Here is a 15,696-nt window from a genome sequence, read left to right on the forward strand (position 1 = left end):
GCCAACGCCCCCGCCGCCCGCCCGACGATTGCGCCCAGAGGCCCGAATATACCCCCCAACGCGGCCCCCGCCGCCTGAAACAGGATGGTGGCCATGGTGGTGGTCCTTGTGGTGGAACAAAGAGACGTGAATGGGAGAGCAAGACCGCGCCACGTGTCCCTTCTCCCCGTTGGGACGGGGAGAAGGTGGCGGCAGCCGGTTGAGGGGCAATTGCGCGCGAGTGCGTGCCGTCAGGGGTCTTCAGAAGCCACAGCCAGGCTCATAGCCGAAATTCTCTAAACGCCCCCTCACCCTACCCTCTCCCCGCACGCGGGGAGAGGGGGAGCGAGACACAACCGTCGCACTCCAGTAGGCATCGAGGAAGAGTGAGCCGATGAAGCAAGGCGGCGCCGCGAGTCCCTTCTACCCGTCAGAACGGGGAGAAGGTGGCGGCAGCCGGTTGAGGGGCAGGCATTACAACGATCAGTGTCGCCCCACCCACCCGAACACCCCCGCCACCCGTTTCCGCCACGCCGGCACCAGCGCCGAGGACACCACCCCCGCCTGCTCGTAGGCGTGGATGAACCGCCCGCCGCCGACCAGGATGCCGCAATGCTTGGCCGGCAATTGCGGGCGGAAGCGGAAGATGATGAGGTCGCCGGGGGCCGCCGCGCCGATGCCCGGCAGGTGCATCATGTGACGCTCGGCCGCCTGCAGCAGGCGCTCTCCACCGCCGCGCTCGGCCCAGTCGGGCCGGTAGGTGCCGGGCGTTTCCGGCTCCTCGCCGTAAAGCTCGCGCCAGAGGCCGCGCACGAGGCCAAGGCAGTCGCAGCCGACGCCCTTTTCCGATCCCTGATGCCGATAGGGCGTGCCGAGCCAGGCTTGCGCCAGCGACACCACGCGCGCCCCATCCATGCGGTTTCCGCCCCTCAAAGCGCCGTCAGTCATAGAGCGGGCGGCCGTCATGGGTCGTCTCCCCGTCGGCATAGGAATAGGCGAAATCGGCGCCCGGCATGTGCGGGAAGCCGCGGAAATTCTCGTGATTGCTGAATCGGTTGCGACACGTCGCGAAGGTCTTGTCGCATCCGGCCGCCAGCTCCACCGCATCGCCCGCTTCGGGCGCACGGTCGAGCGGCAGAAACAGCCGGACGATCGTCGAACCGCCAATCTTTTCAGTCGCTTCCAGCTCGACCTTCACACCGGACAGCACCCCGCTCACAAACTGAATCAAGCCGCGATCGAAGAAGCCGCTCGCAAAGCCCGAGAGACCCGCGACCGTCACCGCCTCGGTGCCCGCGACACTCACCGTGCCGGTCCCGGTCCAGGCCGACAGTGCCACCCCGCAGCGTCCGTCGCCGAGGCTCGCATCGCAACGGCGGTTGTAGATTCGCCCCTTCTCCTGCGACAGCCGGTGGGTCAGACTCCTGAGCTCCGCCGTGAACGCCCCGCCCGCCCGGCTCACCTCGCCGACCTCCTGTACCTTCAGGAGAAGGCGCTGGCCGACATTCGCCCAGTTCACGAGAAAGACCTCCACCCGCGCCCCGTCATAGCGGCCCGCCGCAAGGTCTGCTTCCGTGATCGCCTCGCCGGAAAACCCGCCTGTCACCTCGCCCGTGGTCGCCGCGAAGCCCGCCTCCGCCTCCGCCTCGCTGGCCTGAAAGCCGCTCGCCGCCCGGTAGGTCAGCCCGCCGAAGACAAGATCGCGGTCGTGCTCGGTAAAGCCCATCACCGTCCCGTCACGCCGCGTCAGCCGCCAGCAGTGGCAGAGCGTCATCGCACCGCCGGCCAGGTGGCCGGCCAGTCCGGAAGGCAGCGTCCTCATGGGCGGATCTCCGTCAGCGGAATGGCCGGAATACGCCCGGCATTGAAGGCCGCCAGATTGACCTCGATGCTGTCGGTGTCGAACCGCACCGGCACGTCGAATTCGTAGCCGGCGGTGACGATCGTCCCCGCCTCCGGCGCATGGCCCGTGCCGAAGGTCACGATGCCCGTCGCCGCATCGCAGGAAAACACCGCCCCCGCCTGCGCCACGCCGTCGACCGCGACGACCACCGTCCCGGTAACCGGTTTGACGATCTCGCGCACCCAGCTGCCGCCAGCATCGCCGTAGGTCTTGACCAGTTGGAAGACCCGTCGCGTCCCGTCACCCGTGCCGATCGCCTGGTCGGTCGCCGTCACCGGCTCGCCGTAGCGGCTGGATGTCCAGTCCAGCGGATCGCGAAAGCGGAAGCCGTAGAGCCTGCCGCCCCGCGCTTCGAAGAAATCGACGACGGCGGAGAGATCGGAGAGCGAGCGCACGCCCGATCCGGCGTCATAGGCCCGGCGCGAACCCGCCCAGCGACGATTGCGCGTCTCGCGCCCGTTCGAGAGATTGACGATATCGGTGCGCCTGACAGGCCCGCCGCTGGCATTCAGCGACAGCCTCAGCGGAAACCGCACCTCGTGGAATGCCGTCATCGGTCATTCTCCTGCATCGCTTGTTGCCGTCAAAGCCCGCGCCGGCCGCGCGCCACGCTGCGTGCCAGCATCGCCGTGATCTGGCCCTCGCTTTTGGAAAAGCTTGCCGCGTCCGTCGCCGTCACGTTGAAGACGATCTGCGTCGGCGCGCCCGCCTCGGCCGCAACCCCGAGCGAACCGTCCGCGCCGCGCCTCAATGGCAGGATCGCCTCCGCCCCGGCCTCACCCATCAGCCCGGTCCCGCCGGGCATCGGAAAATAGGTCGGCGCCGCCACCACGCCGCCGTCCGCAAACGGCATCACCCGCCCCGGCTCGCCGCCGTCTGCAAAGGCGAACAGATTGCCCAACCCCGCGGTCAGCCCGGACGCCCAGCCCGAGACCAGCGTCTCCAGCGGCTTCATCCCCGCCGACAGCGCGATATTGGCGAGCCTGTTCCCCAGCCCCGCCAGCACCTGATCCAGATCCCGCCCACCCGTCACCGCCCCGGTCAGGGCGCCACTCAGCGCCCGCCCGAAACTGTCGGCCCGGCCCTCCAGGTCATCCAGCACGCCCAGCGCCCGCGACGCGTCGAGATCGACGCCGAGCACAATGTTGTCTTCGTCCATGAGAGGTCTCCTTGGGATCGTGCCTAGGCATCCTCGGTGGGAGCCCGACGCACGGCGGTTCAGGCCGCCGTTTTCCAATGCCCCTCAACCGGCTGCCGCCACCTTCTCCCCGCATGCGGGGAGAAGGGAGATGGAGCGGCGGCGGTGCCACGAGTCCCTTCTCCCCGTCAGAACGGGGAGAAGGTGGCGGCAGCCGGTTGAGGGGCAGAAATCAAAACAGTCCGGTCAACTGACCCCATCCGGAAACTGCCGCATCAACTCTCCGAGCCTTCCCCGCGCCATCCGCTCCGTCCCACCGAAGCCGCCGGTCATCGCGGCGAATTCCGGCAGGCTCAGCCGCCAGAACAGCTCCGGCGGCAGCCGCAGCAGGAACAGGCCGGCGTGCAGCACCGCATCCCAGGGCAGCGGTTGCCGGGGCGATATCTCCGCCCCGTCCGCCGCCGTCATCCGGGCATCCCCGCCGCTCAACGGCTCGCGGGAATGCCCTGCCGAGGGTCCGGCGGCTGTCCCCCGAACGTCACCGTCAGCAGGTCGCGCACGATGGCAGCACACGCCTCCAGCCCGCCGTCGACCAGCATGCCGGCCACGTCCTCGTCGGAGAGCCGGTTGCCGCCGCCGCGCAGGCCGGCACCGAGGATGCGGATCAGGTCCGCCGCCTTCAGACGTCCACCCGAAAACCGTGCCGCGAGATCGGCGAGCCCGTCGGCGGAGAATGCCGTTTCCAGCTCCGCCAGCGCGCCGAGCGTCAGACACAGGATGCGCCGCTCGCCGTCGATCACCGCCTCCACCTCGCCGCGCCTTCGGTTGGCGCGGTTCACCGTCACGGGTTCCATCACAGCGCTCCGAAGGTCAGGGCGCCGGCCGATTCCAGCGCGATCTCGAAGGCAAGTTCGCCGTCGTGATTGCCGGAATAGTCGAGCGCGGTCACCTGGAACGGCCCCGTTACCGTGCCGAAATCCGGGATCAGCACCTCAGCGTGCAACAACGTCCCGCCGAAGAAGGCGGCCCTGACCAGCGCGTCGGAGGCGGCGTCCTTGAACAGCCCGCCGCCGGAAATCGCCGCCCGCTGCACGCCGGCGCCGCCCAGAAGCTCGCGCCATCGCCCGGCGCTCTCGCCGTCGGTCACGTCCACCGTCGCGGCATTGAACGCGATCCGCCGCGCCCGAAGCCCGGCGACCGTCACGTATCCCGTGCCGTCATGCACCTTCACCAGCAGGTCCTTGCCCTTCTGCACGCCCATGGCGTCCTCCTTCGATGTCGGAAAAATGAAATTCGCTTCCAGGCGCTGCGACACACCCGTCAGCGGTCGGAGCGTGACGCCGCTACGGTTCGGAACCCCATGGCCAACAGGGCGTTTACCTTTTGAACGCCGGCGCCCTCGTGACGTCTGCGGCAGGAGGAGAACCAAGGGAGGAAACCATGTCGCTTCGCCTCACCACGATACTCGCCGCATCAGCGATCTCCGCGATCGCCTGGATCGCGCTTATCCACGGTGCCTCGGCGCTGCTCTCGCAGCCAGACCCGGTGATGACCGCGAGCTTGGACTGATGAAATTGCGGGAGGCCGTCAGCGGGTTGCCTTGCGCCAACCGGCTGCCAAGGCGTCCTCTTCGGAGCAGAACCACCGTTCGCCGTGCTGCGGCTGGATGTTCGTCGCCCAGTAATCCTCCTGGCCGCGCACGTGATAAATCTTCTCGCGGGAATTGATCGAGATATTCCCCTTGATGTCGCAGGACGGATCATACCATTCGCGCGGCAGCAAGGTGTAGCCGCCGGTGGCCATAAACACCGTGGTCATCAACAGTCCGACAAGAAGCGCGAATTTGTCCATCGCGGGATGATGGATGACGAATGCTTACTTCGGGTTGCGCAAAAATCTAAAATTCGCGCAAATTCATCGTAACCTCATTCCGTGCGCGGCTCCATCCAACCTTGCCCGACTCGCCCCTCTCCGGCTAAGGCTGCCTTCCCGCCTTCCGGATAACCTCCATGCCGCCCCGCCTTCGTCTCATCGCCACGCTGTCGCTCAGCCAGATCCTCGGCTGGGGCACGACCTTCGACATGCCGGGCGTTTTCGGCCGCACGATCGCCTCCGAGCTTTCGATGGCGAATGAGACTGCATTTGCCGGGCTGACCGTCATGATGCTCGTCACCGCCTTTGCCGGCCCCGCCACCGGGCGGCTCGTCGAGCGGCTGGGCGCCGCCCGTGTGCTTGCCTGTGGCTCGGCGCTGTTCGGTTTAGGCCTCCTGCTGATGGCGGCAGCCACCGGCCCGATCCTCTATTTCGCAGCCTGGCTCCTCATCGGTTTCGGCAGCGCCTTCGGCCTCTCCGTTCCCTGCTACGCCGCCGTCGTCGAGCGCGAGGGCGCCGATGCCAAGCGGGCGATCGGCATCCTGATGATCTTCACCGGCCTGTCGGCCACCGTCTGCTGGCCGCTTCTGTCGCTGGGCCAGGACTGGATCGGCTGGCGCTGGACGCTGACGATAGCGGCGCTCATCCATCTCGTCGCGCTCGTGCCGCTTCATCTTTTCGGCCTGCCCGCCGTTCAGGGCCGCACGGCCGAGGCGGCGGCGGCCTCACAGGCGGAGCCGCTCGCGCTTTCGCCGCGCCAGTCGAAGCGCGCGCTCGTGCTTATAGCCATCGTCACGATCGCCTTCAGTCTCGTCACCATGGGCATCGCGCCGTCGCTGATCGAGCTCATCACTCAAGCCGGCGCCACGCCGGAACTGGCGCTGCAGCTCGGCGCGCTGCGCTCCGTCTTCGGCATTTCCGCCCGCGCCATCGATACGGTGGCCGGCCGCCGCGCCTCGCCGCTCTTCACCGGTTATGCCGCAGCCATTCTCATGCTCGCCGCCCTGCCGATCCTGGCCTTTTCGGGCGGAGAGCCGTGGCTGCTGCTCGCCTTCGTCGCCTGCTATGGTTTCGGCTCCGGTGTGTCGGCCCTGTCGCGGGCGCTTCTGCCGCTCGGCTTCTTCTCGCCCGGCCGCTATGCGCGGATTTCCGCCAACCTGTCGCTGCCCGCCAATCTCGCCATGGCCGCCGCCCCCGTCGTCTCCACCTTCCTGCTCGACCGCGGCGGCGCCACCGCCCTCCTCGTCTACTGCGCCGGCCTCTGCCTGATCACGCTCGCGGCACTCGCCGGCCTGTCGCTGATCCGGCGGCAGGCGCGGTAATCCGCCCCTCACCCGATCACCGCCCGCAGCCGCACCTCCGCGACATACATCGCCGATTTCGCCGCCCTTCGGCTCGTCGTCCGCTGGTGGGCGAGGCTTGCCAGCCGCGCCGTCGGCAGGGAAAGGTCAGCGCCGTGCAAAGCGTCCCTAACGGCGCCGGCGATCTCTTCCGCCTCGCGCCGTCCGGTCGCCGACCAGGCCTCGAAGGTCAGCACCACTTCCAGCCCGTCCGCCTCCACAGTGGAATAATCCCTCGTCTCCACGGTCGACAGCATCAGGCAGGGGGCGGCGATCCGGTCGAGGCGCCGGTCGTGGATCTCTCCACCCACCAGCGCCGTCACCGCCGCATCCCCCGCCAGTTGCCCAAACACCGCCGCCAGCAGTTCGTTCACCGCCGTCATCGCCCGCTCTCCCGTCCCGCCGTCACCCGGCCAACGGAGCCGACAACCGGCGCGCGCCTCCGCGCCTTCCGGCTCCCGTCTTCAAGGCGCGGCTCAACAGGCGCCTGCATCGATCCGCCCGCCCCATCGGCCTCGCCGACCTCCGCCGAAACCCTCTGCGCAACCTTTGCCTCCGCCAGCCGCCTGAGCGCCCGCGCCAGATCGGTGGCCGTCATCGTCAGCGCCGCCTTCATCGTCCCTCCTCCTCGCAGCCGCAGACGAGCCAGCGGCCCGTCTCGTCGGGATCGTGCAGCGTCTTCACCCGGAAATGCCTGATACCTTTCGCCAGCCGCCAGCCGGAGGCCAGCCCCTCGTGGGGCCGGAGCCAGATCCGGTGCGTGATCCGCACCGTCTCCGCCCCCGCCTGCTCGTCGGTCACGACCGCAACAGGCTGGATCCGCGCCCAGGCATGGCCGACGAACTCGAACGTCACCGCCGCCCCGCCCTGCCCGTCGGCGACAGCCACCGGCCGTTCCAGCGCGAGCCTTGCCGAGAGTTGTCCGGGGTCGAAATCGATGAGCCCCATGGTCAGAGCCCCCGCCGCGCATAGGGCGCCACCAGCCGGTCGTAACCGTCGGGGATCGCCGCCGGCTGGTCGGCCGGGGCGACGGCGCCGCGATAGGAAAACATCAGCGCCACATGCATCAGCATCGCCCGCTTCAGCTCGGCCGGCACGTCGGCGCCGCTCTCGCCGTAGCCGGCGGTGAAATCGATCTCGATGCCGTTCACCGCGCGACCCGGCGCCGGCGGATCGGGCAGCCACAGCCGCGCCGGCCGGCCGTATCCGTCCAGCCAGTGGCCGGCAAGCGGCACCGTCTGCGGCGCGCCGTCCTCGTCATAGACCGTCACCGCCTCGATGCTCCGCACCGGCCCGCGACCGATCCTGACGATGCCGCTTTGCGGCCAGCGATCGAGATAGAGCCTGAAACCCTGGCTCACCAGCGCCAGCCCCGTCGTGTGTTCGAGATGGCTGCGGGCGATGCCCACAAGCGCCGTCAGAAAGGCATCCTCCTGCCCCTCCTCCATCCGCATATGCGCCTTCACCTCGCCAAGCGTCACCGGCTCCACCGCGGGTGCCGCGGTCTGGGCATAGATCATGGGGGATGTCCTTTGTTGTGTGGGGAGGTTTTCGAGGGGGCTTTGGGATTGCCCCTCATCCCCCTGCCGGGACCTTCTCCCCGCGGGCGGGGAGAAGGAGGATGGAGCGCCGGCCGTGCCCCGAGTCCCTTCTCCCCGCCTGCGGGGAGAAGGTGGCGGCAGCCGGTTGAGGGGCATCCCCCGTCAACTCACGCCGCGAACTTCACCAGCTTGATCGCCTCGAAGTTCTGCACACCGCCGCCGACGCGCTTCGTCGTATAAAACAGCACGTAGGGCTTGGCCGAATACGGGTCGCGCAGCACGCGCACCCCCGTGCGGTCCACCACGAGATAACCGGAGCGGAAATCGCCCAGCGCGATCGACAGCGAGTTGGCGGCGATGTCGGGCATGTCCTCGGCTTCCGTCACCGGAAAGCCCATGAGCTGGGCCCTGCCGCCGGCGGTGGCGGGCGGCTGCCAGAGGTAGTTGCCGTCGGCGTCCTTGAACTTGCGGATCTCGCCTTGCGTCTTTCGGTTCATCACGAATTCGGCGTTCTGCCGGTGGCCGGCCTTCAGCGCGTAGATCGCATCGATCAGCACGTCCGAGGGACCGGACGCGGAAAAGCCGCCCGCCGCCCCCGTCGGCAGAAAGCCGAGATTGCCCCAGGTCCAGCCTGCCTCGTGCACGCTCGGATAAGCGAGAAAGCCCTTTGGCCGGTTCACCCCGTCGCCGAGAACGAAGGCCGTGCCCTCCTGCTCGGCGAAGGCCGTATCCACCTCGGCCGAGATCCAGGCCTCGACATCGACAGCCGCGTCGTCGAGCAGCGTCTGCGTCGCCGCCGGCATGGCGTAGAGCTCCATGGTCGGGAAGGAGAGCTCGGCAAGCTCGGGCGTTGCCGTCTGCGGCCGCGCCGCCGTCTCGGCCACCCAGCCGGATGCCATGCCGCCCGGCGCGAAGGGCTTCTTCAGGACCGAGCCCGAGACCTGCCGCACCGTCGACAGCGCCCGGATCGGCGAAATGGCGGCCAGCCTGCGGCCGATCTCGCCGTCGGTCTCCTCCGGCACCAGGTAGCCGCCATCGGCCGGCGTTCCGGCGCTCATCGCCTTCGCCTCCAGCTCGCGCAGGCCCGCCTCGTCGCCACGGCGCACATAGGCGTCGAAGGCCGCCTTGTGCTCGGCGATGGTGTCAGGCGTCCCGCCGGAGCGGCCAAGCTGCGGCCTGAGCTTCTTCAGCGCCAGCTGGTCGATCAGCCTCGACTGTTCGTCGATCGCCTTGTTGATGCGCTCCACCTTGTCGCGGGTCACGACGTCGGCGGAGAGCTTCTTCTCAATCTCCTCCAGCCGGTCGTCATTGGCGTCTCGAAACGCCTCGAAGGCGGTCATGAACTCGTCGAACGCCTCCTTCACCGTCTCCGGCAACGCCTTCATCTCCGGCGCGCCCGTCATCGTCACTTCGCTCATCGCATCGTCCTTTCTCGGGTTGATTTCCTGCTCGTCCATGGTCCGCTCACGGAGGTTTTCTTCCGCGCCCGCCGGCTGATCGCCTTTGCTTTCAGGACTTGTCCGGTGGAGGCCTCTCCGCCCTCGGCCTTTCCGCTCTTGGAAAACTTCGCCTCCGCCAGTCGCTTGGCCGCGCAGCGCATCACGCGCACCAGCTCGGTCTCGCGGTCGCGGAAGAAGTGCGCGCGCTTGACGTTGACGATCCGGGCCTCGGGCTGCATCGGGAAGGTCACGACCGAGATCTCCCAGAGATCGGCCTCCAGCACATGGCGCACGCCGCGCCGGTCGCTCTTGGCCTTCACCGTCTGGAAGCCGATCGACAGCCCGTCCAGCGCCCCGCTCTTCATCAGCGCCAGCACCTCGTCGGCGCGCGCCACACCCGCCGTCAGCCGGCCCTCGACATAGAGCCCGTGATGATCCTCGCGGATCGTGGTCCAGGTGCCGATCGGCTCGTTCGGATCGTGCTGGTAGAGCATGCGCACGCCCCCCGCCCCGCGCGTCGCCACCGACCGGGCAAAGGCACCTGGCTCGATCACGTCGCGCCCCAGATCCACCTTGTCGAAGATCGACGCATACCCCGAAAACCGCCCGTCGCCCCCGACCCCCTTGAGCGACAGCTCCGCAAACGTCCGATCAAGCGCCAACCGCCCGCGAAACAGGGTCATGGGGATCTCCTGAGGATGTGGTGTGGGATGTGTGGAAAGCGGGTGCCGCGAGTCCCTCCTCCCGTTGGACGGGGGTGAGGCGCGGTCCGCGCAGCGGAGCAATCGATCCAGTGAATCGATTGCAGCAACGAACGCCTTGAGCACAAGCCGAAAGGCCGGTCAGGTGGAGGCAGCCGGATGAGGGGCCGTGAGGCGCCAACGACGCGGCGTCTTCTCCCCCTTGGCGGGGGAGACTTCGGAGCGGTGACCGTCAGGTCAGACATCGATCCAGTGAATCGATGTCAGCGAACGAAGGCCCGAGCGCGTCGTCGCGCGAGGGCAAGGAGCATCTTAGCGTCAGCTAAGTGCTAGAAATTCCAAGTGAGGGGTGGGCGGCGGCGGACTGGGTAGCGACAAACCCGCCCCTCATCCCCCTGCCGGGACCTTCTCCCCGTTTTCACGGGGAGAAGGAGGATGGAGCGCCGCCCGCGCCACGAATCCCTTCTCCCCGTCAGAACGGGGGTGAGGCGCGGTCCGCGCAGCGGAGCAATCGATCCAGTGAATCGATTGCAGCAACGAACGCCTTGAGCACAGGCGAAAGGCCGGTCAGGTGGCGGCAGCCGGATGAGGGGCGATCATGTAATGCGACGGCAGAGTAAATACCTCTAAGCCACCCTCAACCTAACGTTAACTTTCCATCCGCACACCTACTCCATCGTCGGCGGAGTGGCCCCATGCAGCATGATATCTACGGCCATGTCAGCCGGCTTCCCGCCTCGGCCTTCTTCCTGTCGCTCGCAGCGCAGATCCTGGCCTTCGGCTATGCGGCGACAAACCCGGACAACCTGTCGGTGCTGCCCCTGCCCTATCGGGGCGGCATCATCAGCGAATGCAGCGACGTCCTCGTCGCGCTTCTTTGGTCGAACCGAATCGTCTTCGGCTGGCTGGTGTGGCCCATAATCGTCCTGGCCGTCGCCGGCATCATCCTCTGCTACCGCCGAAACCGGGCCGGCCTGCCCTTCGTGTTCTTCTTCAACGTGCTCGCTATCGCCGTCTTCGGCATCATGAAGGACAGTTCGTACTATATCTTAAGCCCGATCGAGGTCTCGCGCGCCTGCACCAGCAATGCCGTCTCTATCCTCACGCTCATCAACATCCCGATCGTGAGCCTCTTCCTCTACTTCGTGGTCGGGAATCTGTTCATCAGCGGTAGCAAACATTAATCATTCCTGAGGCTCCCCGAGCGGAACTCCAAGAGGGAAAATCTGATTCATGGGAACTTCCATGACCTGGGACGCTTGTTGTTTGACCAGTGCCCTTCCAAGATGATTTTCCGTTATCTTGAAGGCCGCTGTATTTGAAAGTGTGTGCATGTAGCAATGATGAATCGTTAAAACTAGATCTTGAAAATTTTGGTCACCCTCAAGTTCCTCAATCACCAAACCAAGGTCCGCACACTGCTTAGTCGGAATGTGTGTATTATGAGCTTTTCCTATGTTGTTAGCAAATACATCTAAAATGCCGCTGACTACTAAATCCTGCTTTTCCTTATCTAAATCCGAAAGCATTGTCGCACGTAGTGTGCTCGCGAGAAATTCATTGGAATCTTGAACGGCCAGTTCGCATCGTTCTATGAATGACGGAGTAATTCTGGAAAGGATAGGATTCCAGAAGAGCGCGTTTCGATGATCAGCCAATATCTCCTCTCTCGCTCTACTTACCTCACGGAGGAGATTTGCGGCAGCGATATGGCCGAACTGCGGATCAACCGGACCGAGGCTGGAGTGTTTGCCCATTACAATGGAGCGGCATGAACAAGCAATCATTGTTCCAGCAGACATTGCAATTTGAGGAACAATTGCCCGCATATTTGAGCCAAACATGCTGCGTAAGTAATCCACAAGGGACAATGTAGCCTGAGAGTCGCCACCGGGTGTGTGAAGTATAAGGTCTAAGCCCTTTTCGCGGTCGAGCTCATTGATACATAGCATGAACGCTTTTTTATCTTCATCATTCACCTCCATTCCATTGACAGTCTTTGTCAAAAATCCTGAATAGTAGGCAATAACGTTTCGACCGGTGTATTCGAACAGCTTCTCCAAATACCGACGTCTAATAGTATCGTGAGGAGATGGAAGTGAAGCCGCCCGTTCGACTGCAATTTCCTTAAGAACCGTGTCCCAATTTGGCATCCCGTGTCACTCCCCCCACTGCCGGGACGTCCACCGTCCCATAGGTTGCAATGGTAGGTGTATACGGCAACTGCCCGGGGAATCGCAAATCTTCTGTATTCTCGCTAAATGGTCTTGGGGTGATGTATCCCATCTCGACCATTTGTTTAAACATCTCCGTTACCTCAAGACGTCGCTGCATGACCGATCTCCCGATTTTTTGTCAACCTGCGGTCGCAGTGTGGACTTGTAATCTTGCTCCTAGCTTAACCAACGGAGTAAATCCATACCTGTTCCGAGAAAGCTTCAGAAAATCCGAGAAAGAATCGTCGCTGCACCCCATCCTTCCGCCGCCGTACCGCCCCTCCCAATCTCCCCACCTCCCACCCGGAGCCCCTCCATGCCCACCACCCGCCTCCACCGTGGCCGCCTCCTCGACCACATCCTGCTCGTGGTGCAAGACCTCGACGCCGCCCGTGATTTCTACACGGTCGTGCTGGCCGTGCTGGAGATCCCGGTAGTCGATACGGACGACGGCTATTTCTGGGCGGACGAACTCGTTGTCTCCCCGGCCGAAAGCCCGGCAGCGCTCGGCGTTTTGACCGGACGCCACCATCTGGCGTTCCAGGCGAAAGACCGCGAGACGGTAGACGCCTTCCACCGCGCAGTGCTCGCCCATGGCGGACGTGACAACGGCGCGCCCGGAGAGCGGGCCTATCACCCCGGCTACTACGCCGCCTTCGTGCTCGATCCCGACGGCAACAATATCGAAGCCGTCTACCACGGCGAAGGCCGGCGCAACGTTCCCTCCGTGACGATCGATTTTTAGAGTTCGAGGTTGGGCTAATAGTGGGCTGACAGCCAGAGCCGGAGGGGCTAATTTGCGCCAGGAGCGGACACGGCCGCCGCCGCGAAAGCTTATAAATTTCTGCTTGAACCGTACCCAACGTCATACCTTAGATCAGGTAAGACCATTTGGGAGCCACCATGCGGAATGACATTCTGGAAGATACATGGCTGACTGCGGCGCAATGCGCGAAACGTGTTGGCCTAACGGTTCGCGCCTTACGGCTATATGAGGAAACCGGGCTCATTCATCCCCGCAGGACAGACGCGAACTGGCGGCTCTACGGAGCCCGCGAAATCGCTCGGCTGAACGAAATCCTTATGTTGAAGCGGCTGGGCCTCAGTCTGCAGCACATCGCGCGGCTGCTGGCTGGGCAAGCCGCCGATCTCGACCGTATGCTGCACATGCAGAACCTTGCCCTACGGGAACGGCTCGCGCGAACTCAGCACAGTCTCGCCATCATCGATGCGCTCAGAGCAAAGACCGCCGCGGGCGTCTCCATATCTGTCGAAGAACTCCTGCAACTGGCAAAGGATACACTGATGACCGACACCTCACTCGATGACATTGCCTGGCGTCGCTACGACCAGGCAAGGCCACGAAAAGAGATGAAGATCGAGCCCGCCCTCTATGCTGATTATGAGGGATATTATACCCTGGATCACCTTGCCTACGTCGTCACAAACCGCGACGGTCGGCTCCTCACTCGGATATCCGGCCAGCCCGAGCTTGAAATCTTCCCCGAAGATGTCGACCAGTTCTTCTATAGGGCGGTCCAGGCGCAAATCACGTTCGTCCGCGAGCATGGCCGAGAAGTAACTGGCCTTGTTCTCCACCAGTATGGTTTTGACCATGATGCGCCTCGGATCGAACCAGAACGCGGGATCGCTTTGGAGCGCGCGTTTGCAGACAGGATTGCTCAGAATCAACCAATCGAGAATGGCGAAGCTCTATTGCGGTTGGTGATCCAGGACCTGCTTGGCGAGCCTGACTACAAGCTAATGACTCCTGAGCTTGCCTGCATCGCACGAGAGCAATCGGAGACCGCGGGGCCATTCCTTAGGGGGATGGGTACACTTCGCGATCTGAAGTTCAAGAAGGTTACAGAGCAAGGATGGGATTTGTATGAAGCTGCCTTCGATAACGGCCATCTCTATTGGAGCTTCATTTTGAATGACGACCAGAAGGTCAGCGGCCTGTTCTATCAGAAGTCTCCAGAAGACTGAGTACCTCCAGGGAGTTCAGCGGCCTACTTCCGGCGGCCGTGACCGCTTCAGCCCTATAGCGGCCACCGCGCTCCTACAGCCCCTCACGCTCCAGCACCCTTCCCCCCGCCCCACCGCCCCGCGATCCTAGCCAGCACGCCCAGCCCCCACCAGGCGCACAGGCTGGCGGAGGCCGAGCCCATCAGCATGATCTCGACGGCCGACAGCGTCGCCGCCACCTCCAGCCGGGCGGCGATCCAGAGGCCCGTCGGGCCGCCGAAGATGATGCCGGTCGCCACCCCCGTCAGGAAGCGCACCGCCGCCTCCTGCCGGTCCTTGGGCAGGAAATAGGCGAGCGAGATCGCGGCGCCCGACACGGCGCCGATCAGGCGCGCGGTCCAGAGCCCGCCGTCAGGGGTGAAGTCGGCCATTTTATTAACTTTCTCTAATTAAGATTGTCGGCAATGAAACCGGCGTCCAGCGAGCAGGGCGGCTCGTGCACCCGCATTTCCCCAGGGCAGGTGGCGCCGGTTTCATTCCGTCTTTTGAATCGCTTGGCGCTATTTCCTCATGCGCCGGTTGCGCGACTTCATGTGTCGATTCAAGCGCGGCCACCATTGTCCCCGCAAATGTCATCGATCCGACATCCGGCCTTCACACGCGCTTCACAGTCCTCGCCTTATCTCGCTTCGATGTTCATTGTCGGGGGACGGACATGGTCTACTTCGTCGAAGCCGGTCGCGCGCCGCGCGGTACTGTGTGGGAAAAGCCGCTGCTTTTGTCGGCGCTGGTGACGGTCACGATCTCCCTGCTGTTTTCGGCCTTTCCGCAGATTGATCTCGCCATCGCCCGGCTCTTCTATGTCGAGGGCCAGGGCTTTCCGGCGAGCGAGATGGATGCGCTGAAAACCTTCCGCGCCATCGGCCAGTATTTTCCGCTGACGCTGTCGATCGTGCTGCTCACCGGCCTGATCCTCAAGCTCGCCTATCCGTCGCGGCCCTGCCTCTTCGCGCCGCGCTTCACGCTTTATTTCACCAGCCTCTTCCTGCTCGGCCCGGCGCTGCTCGTCAACGGCATCCTGAAACCCATCTTCGACCGGCCGCGCCCGCGCAACGTCACCGAGCTCGGCGGCGCCGATCTCTTCGTGCCGGCCTGGAGCATGGGCGGCGATTTCTTCGACGACCGGTCCTTCGTCTCGGGCGAGGTCGCCGTCGTCGCCTGCCTCGTGCCGCTCGCCTTCTTCGTGCCCGTCGTCTGGCGGCGCTGCGTGCTCGTGCTGCTGTCCGCCTTTGTCGCCGCCACCGCGCTCAACCGCATGGCCTTCGGCGCGCATTTCCTGTCGGATGCGCTGATCGCCGCCGCGCTGATCGGAATGCTCGCGGTCGGCCTCTGGTACCTGATCTATGTCCGCCCGGGTGCCGCCTCCTGCGACGTCAAGCTCGACGCCGAACTCAGCCGCCTCGGCTTCGCGCTCCGCGACCATCGCCAGCGGACCATCCGCCGCGCCCGCCTGTCCATCGCGCGGCTGGCCCGCTCGTTTGCCCGGCTGTATCCTCTGCGCCAGCCGGCGGGCACCGCCCGGCCGTCAGAGGCGTAAGG

Annotated in this window: 22 protein-coding genes; 6 read left to right on the plus strand and 16 right to left on the minus strand. The window is 65.0% G+C overall.

Annotation, left to right across the window (positions count from 1 at the left end; translation table 11 throughout):
• Positions 1 to 462: 462 nt before the first annotated feature.
• The 7 genes from J5J10_RS11725 to J5J10_RS11755 form a co-directional block, all read right to left on the minus strand.
• Positions 463 to 894, minus strand: a complete 432-nt coding sequence (locus tag J5J10_RS11725; protein ID WP_211931217.1) for an NlpC/P60 family protein — start codon at positions 892 to 894, stop codon at positions 463 to 465.
• Between the two features lie 25 nt (positions 895 to 919).
• Positions 920 to 1,801 (minus strand): DUF2163 domain-containing protein, encoded by an 882-nt coding sequence (locus J5J10_RS11730; RefSeq protein ID WP_211930001.1) that lies wholly within the window; start codon positions 1,799 to 1,801, stop codon positions 920 to 922.
• Positions 1,798 to 2,436, minus strand: a complete 639-nt coding sequence (locus tag J5J10_RS11735) for a DUF2460 domain-containing protein (RefSeq protein ID WP_211930002.1) — start codon at positions 2,434 to 2,436, stop codon at positions 1,798 to 1,800. Before J5J10_RS11735 ends, J5J10_RS11730 begins: the two co-directional genes overlap by 4 nt.
• A gap of 29 nt (positions 2,437 to 2,465) precedes the next feature.
• Positions 2,466 to 3,041, minus strand: a complete 576-nt coding sequence (locus J5J10_RS11740) for a phage tail tape measure protein (protein WP_211930003.1) — start codon at positions 3,039 to 3,041, stop codon at positions 2,466 to 2,468.
• Between the two features lie 225 nt (positions 3,042 to 3,266).
• Positions 3,267 to 3,488: a rcc01693 family protein gene (locus J5J10_RS11745; RefSeq protein ID WP_211930004.1), complete on the minus strand. Its 222-nt coding sequence runs from the start codon at positions 3,486 to 3,488 to the stop codon at positions 3,267 to 3,269.
• 17 nt (positions 3,489 to 3,505) lie between these two features.
• Entirely contained in the window at positions 3,506 to 3,874 is a 369-nt protein-coding gene (locus J5J10_RS11750; protein ID WP_211930005.1) for a gene transfer agent family protein, read from the minus strand.
• Entirely contained in the window at positions 3,874 to 4,281 is a 408-nt protein-coding gene (locus J5J10_RS11755) for a phage major tail protein, TP901-1 family (protein WP_211930006.1), read from the minus strand. The genes J5J10_RS11750 and J5J10_RS11755 overlap by 1 nt, the downstream gene beginning before the upstream one ends.
• Before the next feature lie 179 nt (positions 4,282 to 4,460).
• Between J5J10_RS11755 and J5J10_RS22645 the strand changes: the two genes are divergently transcribed.
• A complete protein-coding gene (locus J5J10_RS22645) occupies positions 4,461 to 4,589 on the plus strand; it encodes a hypothetical protein (protein WP_282959987.1) in 129 nt (42 codons plus the stop codon).
• 18 nt (positions 4,590 to 4,607) lie between these two features.
• Here the strand turns inward: J5J10_RS22645 and J5J10_RS11760 are convergent, their stop codons facing one another.
• Positions 4,608 to 4,871 carry a hypothetical protein gene (locus tag J5J10_RS11760; RefSeq protein WP_211930007.1) on the minus strand — a complete coding sequence of 88 codons (264 nt, stop codon included), beginning with the start codon at positions 4,869 to 4,871 and terminating at the stop codon, positions 4,608 to 4,610.
• Between the two features lie 158 nt (positions 4,872 to 5,029).
• Between J5J10_RS11760 and J5J10_RS11765 the strand changes: the two genes are divergently transcribed.
• Positions 5,030 to 6,214, plus strand: coding sequence for an MFS transporter (locus tag J5J10_RS11765; protein ID WP_211930008.1), 1,185 nt, complete (start codon positions 5,030 to 5,032; stop codon positions 6,212 to 6,214).
• A gap of 8 nt (positions 6,215 to 6,222) precedes the next feature.
• Here the strand turns inward: J5J10_RS11765 and J5J10_RS11770 are convergent, their stop codons facing one another.
• The 6 genes from J5J10_RS11770 to J5J10_RS11795 form a co-directional block, all read right to left on the minus strand.
• Complete coding sequence (locus J5J10_RS11770; RefSeq protein WP_211930009.1) at positions 6,223 to 6,615, minus strand: DUF3168 domain-containing protein; 393 nt, start codon at positions 6,613 to 6,615, stop codon at positions 6,223 to 6,225.
• On the minus strand, positions 6,612 to 6,848 hold the full coding sequence (locus J5J10_RS11775; RefSeq protein WP_211930010.1) for a hypothetical protein: 237 nt from the start codon (positions 6,846 to 6,848) through the stop codon (positions 6,612 to 6,614). Before J5J10_RS11775 ends, J5J10_RS11770 begins: the two co-directional genes overlap by 4 nt.
• Positions 6,845 to 7,180, minus strand: coding sequence for a phage head closure protein (locus J5J10_RS11780; RefSeq protein ID WP_211930011.1), 336 nt, complete (start codon positions 7,178 to 7,180; stop codon positions 6,845 to 6,847). The genes J5J10_RS11775 and J5J10_RS11780 overlap by 4 nt, the downstream gene beginning before the upstream one ends.
• A 2-nt stretch (positions 7,181 to 7,182) precedes the next feature.
• Entirely contained in the window at positions 7,183 to 7,752 is a 570-nt protein-coding gene (locus tag J5J10_RS11785) for a hypothetical protein (protein WP_211930012.1), read from the minus strand.
• 188 nt (positions 7,753 to 7,940) lie between these two features.
• Complete coding sequence (locus tag J5J10_RS11790) at positions 7,941 to 9,191, minus strand: phage major capsid protein (RefSeq protein ID WP_211930013.1); 1,251 nt, start codon at positions 9,189 to 9,191, stop codon at positions 7,941 to 7,943.
• The gene (locus J5J10_RS11795) at positions 9,188 to 9,895 is read right to left on the minus strand and encodes an HK97 family phage prohead protease (protein WP_211930014.1); all 708 of its coding nucleotides are present in this window, start codon (positions 9,893 to 9,895) and stop codon (positions 9,188 to 9,190) included. Before J5J10_RS11795 ends, J5J10_RS11790 begins: the two co-directional genes overlap by 4 nt.
• A 713-nt stretch (positions 9,896 to 10,608) precedes the next feature.
• Between J5J10_RS11795 and J5J10_RS11800 the strand changes: the two genes are divergently transcribed.
• Positions 10,609 to 11,097, plus strand: a complete 489-nt coding sequence (locus J5J10_RS11800) for a hypothetical protein (protein WP_211930015.1) — start codon at positions 10,609 to 10,611, stop codon at positions 11,095 to 11,097.
• Here the strand turns inward: J5J10_RS11800 and J5J10_RS11805 are convergent, their stop codons facing one another.
• The gene (locus J5J10_RS11805) at positions 11,098 to 12,066 is read right to left on the minus strand and encodes an ATP-dependent Clp protease proteolytic subunit (RefSeq protein WP_211930016.1); all 969 of its coding nucleotides are present in this window, start codon (positions 12,064 to 12,066) and stop codon (positions 11,098 to 11,100) included.
• A gap of 379 nt (positions 12,067 to 12,445) precedes the next feature.
• On the opposite strand from J5J10_RS11805, the gene J5J10_RS11810 reads away from it, so the two are divergent.
• Together J5J10_RS11810 and J5J10_RS11815 are read left to right on the plus strand one after the other, a co-directional pair.
• Positions 12,446 to 12,874, plus strand: a complete 429-nt coding sequence (locus J5J10_RS11810) for a VOC family protein (RefSeq protein WP_211930017.1) — start codon at positions 12,446 to 12,448, stop codon at positions 12,872 to 12,874.
• Positions 12,875 to 13,032: 158 nt separating this feature from the next.
• The gene (locus J5J10_RS11815; RefSeq protein ID WP_211930018.1) at positions 13,033 to 14,118 is read left to right on the plus strand and encodes a MerR family transcriptional regulator; all 1,086 of its coding nucleotides are present in this window, start codon (positions 13,033 to 13,035) and stop codon (positions 14,116 to 14,118) included.
• Positions 14,119 to 14,201: 83 nt separating this feature from the next.
• Here J5J10_RS11815 and J5J10_RS11820 read toward each other — a convergent pair whose 3' ends face one another.
• A complete protein-coding gene (locus J5J10_RS11820) occupies positions 14,202 to 14,528 on the minus strand; it encodes a DUF6107 family protein (RefSeq protein WP_208548933.1) in 327 nt (108 codons plus the stop codon).
• 284 nt (positions 14,529 to 14,812) lie between these two features.
• Here J5J10_RS11820 and J5J10_RS11825 point away from each other — a divergent pair, with 284 nt between their 5' ends.
• Entirely contained in the window at positions 14,813 to 15,694 is an 882-nt protein-coding gene (locus J5J10_RS11825) for a phosphatase PAP2 family protein (RefSeq protein ID WP_211930019.1), read from the plus strand.
• The last annotated feature ends 2 nt before the right edge of the window (positions 15,695 to 15,696 follow it).

The organism is Ciceribacter sp. L1K23 (genome assembly GCF_018122705.1).
In the GTDB taxonomy this organism is placed as follows: Bacteria; Pseudomonadota; Alphaproteobacteria; order Rhizobiales; family Rhizobiaceae; genus Allorhizobium.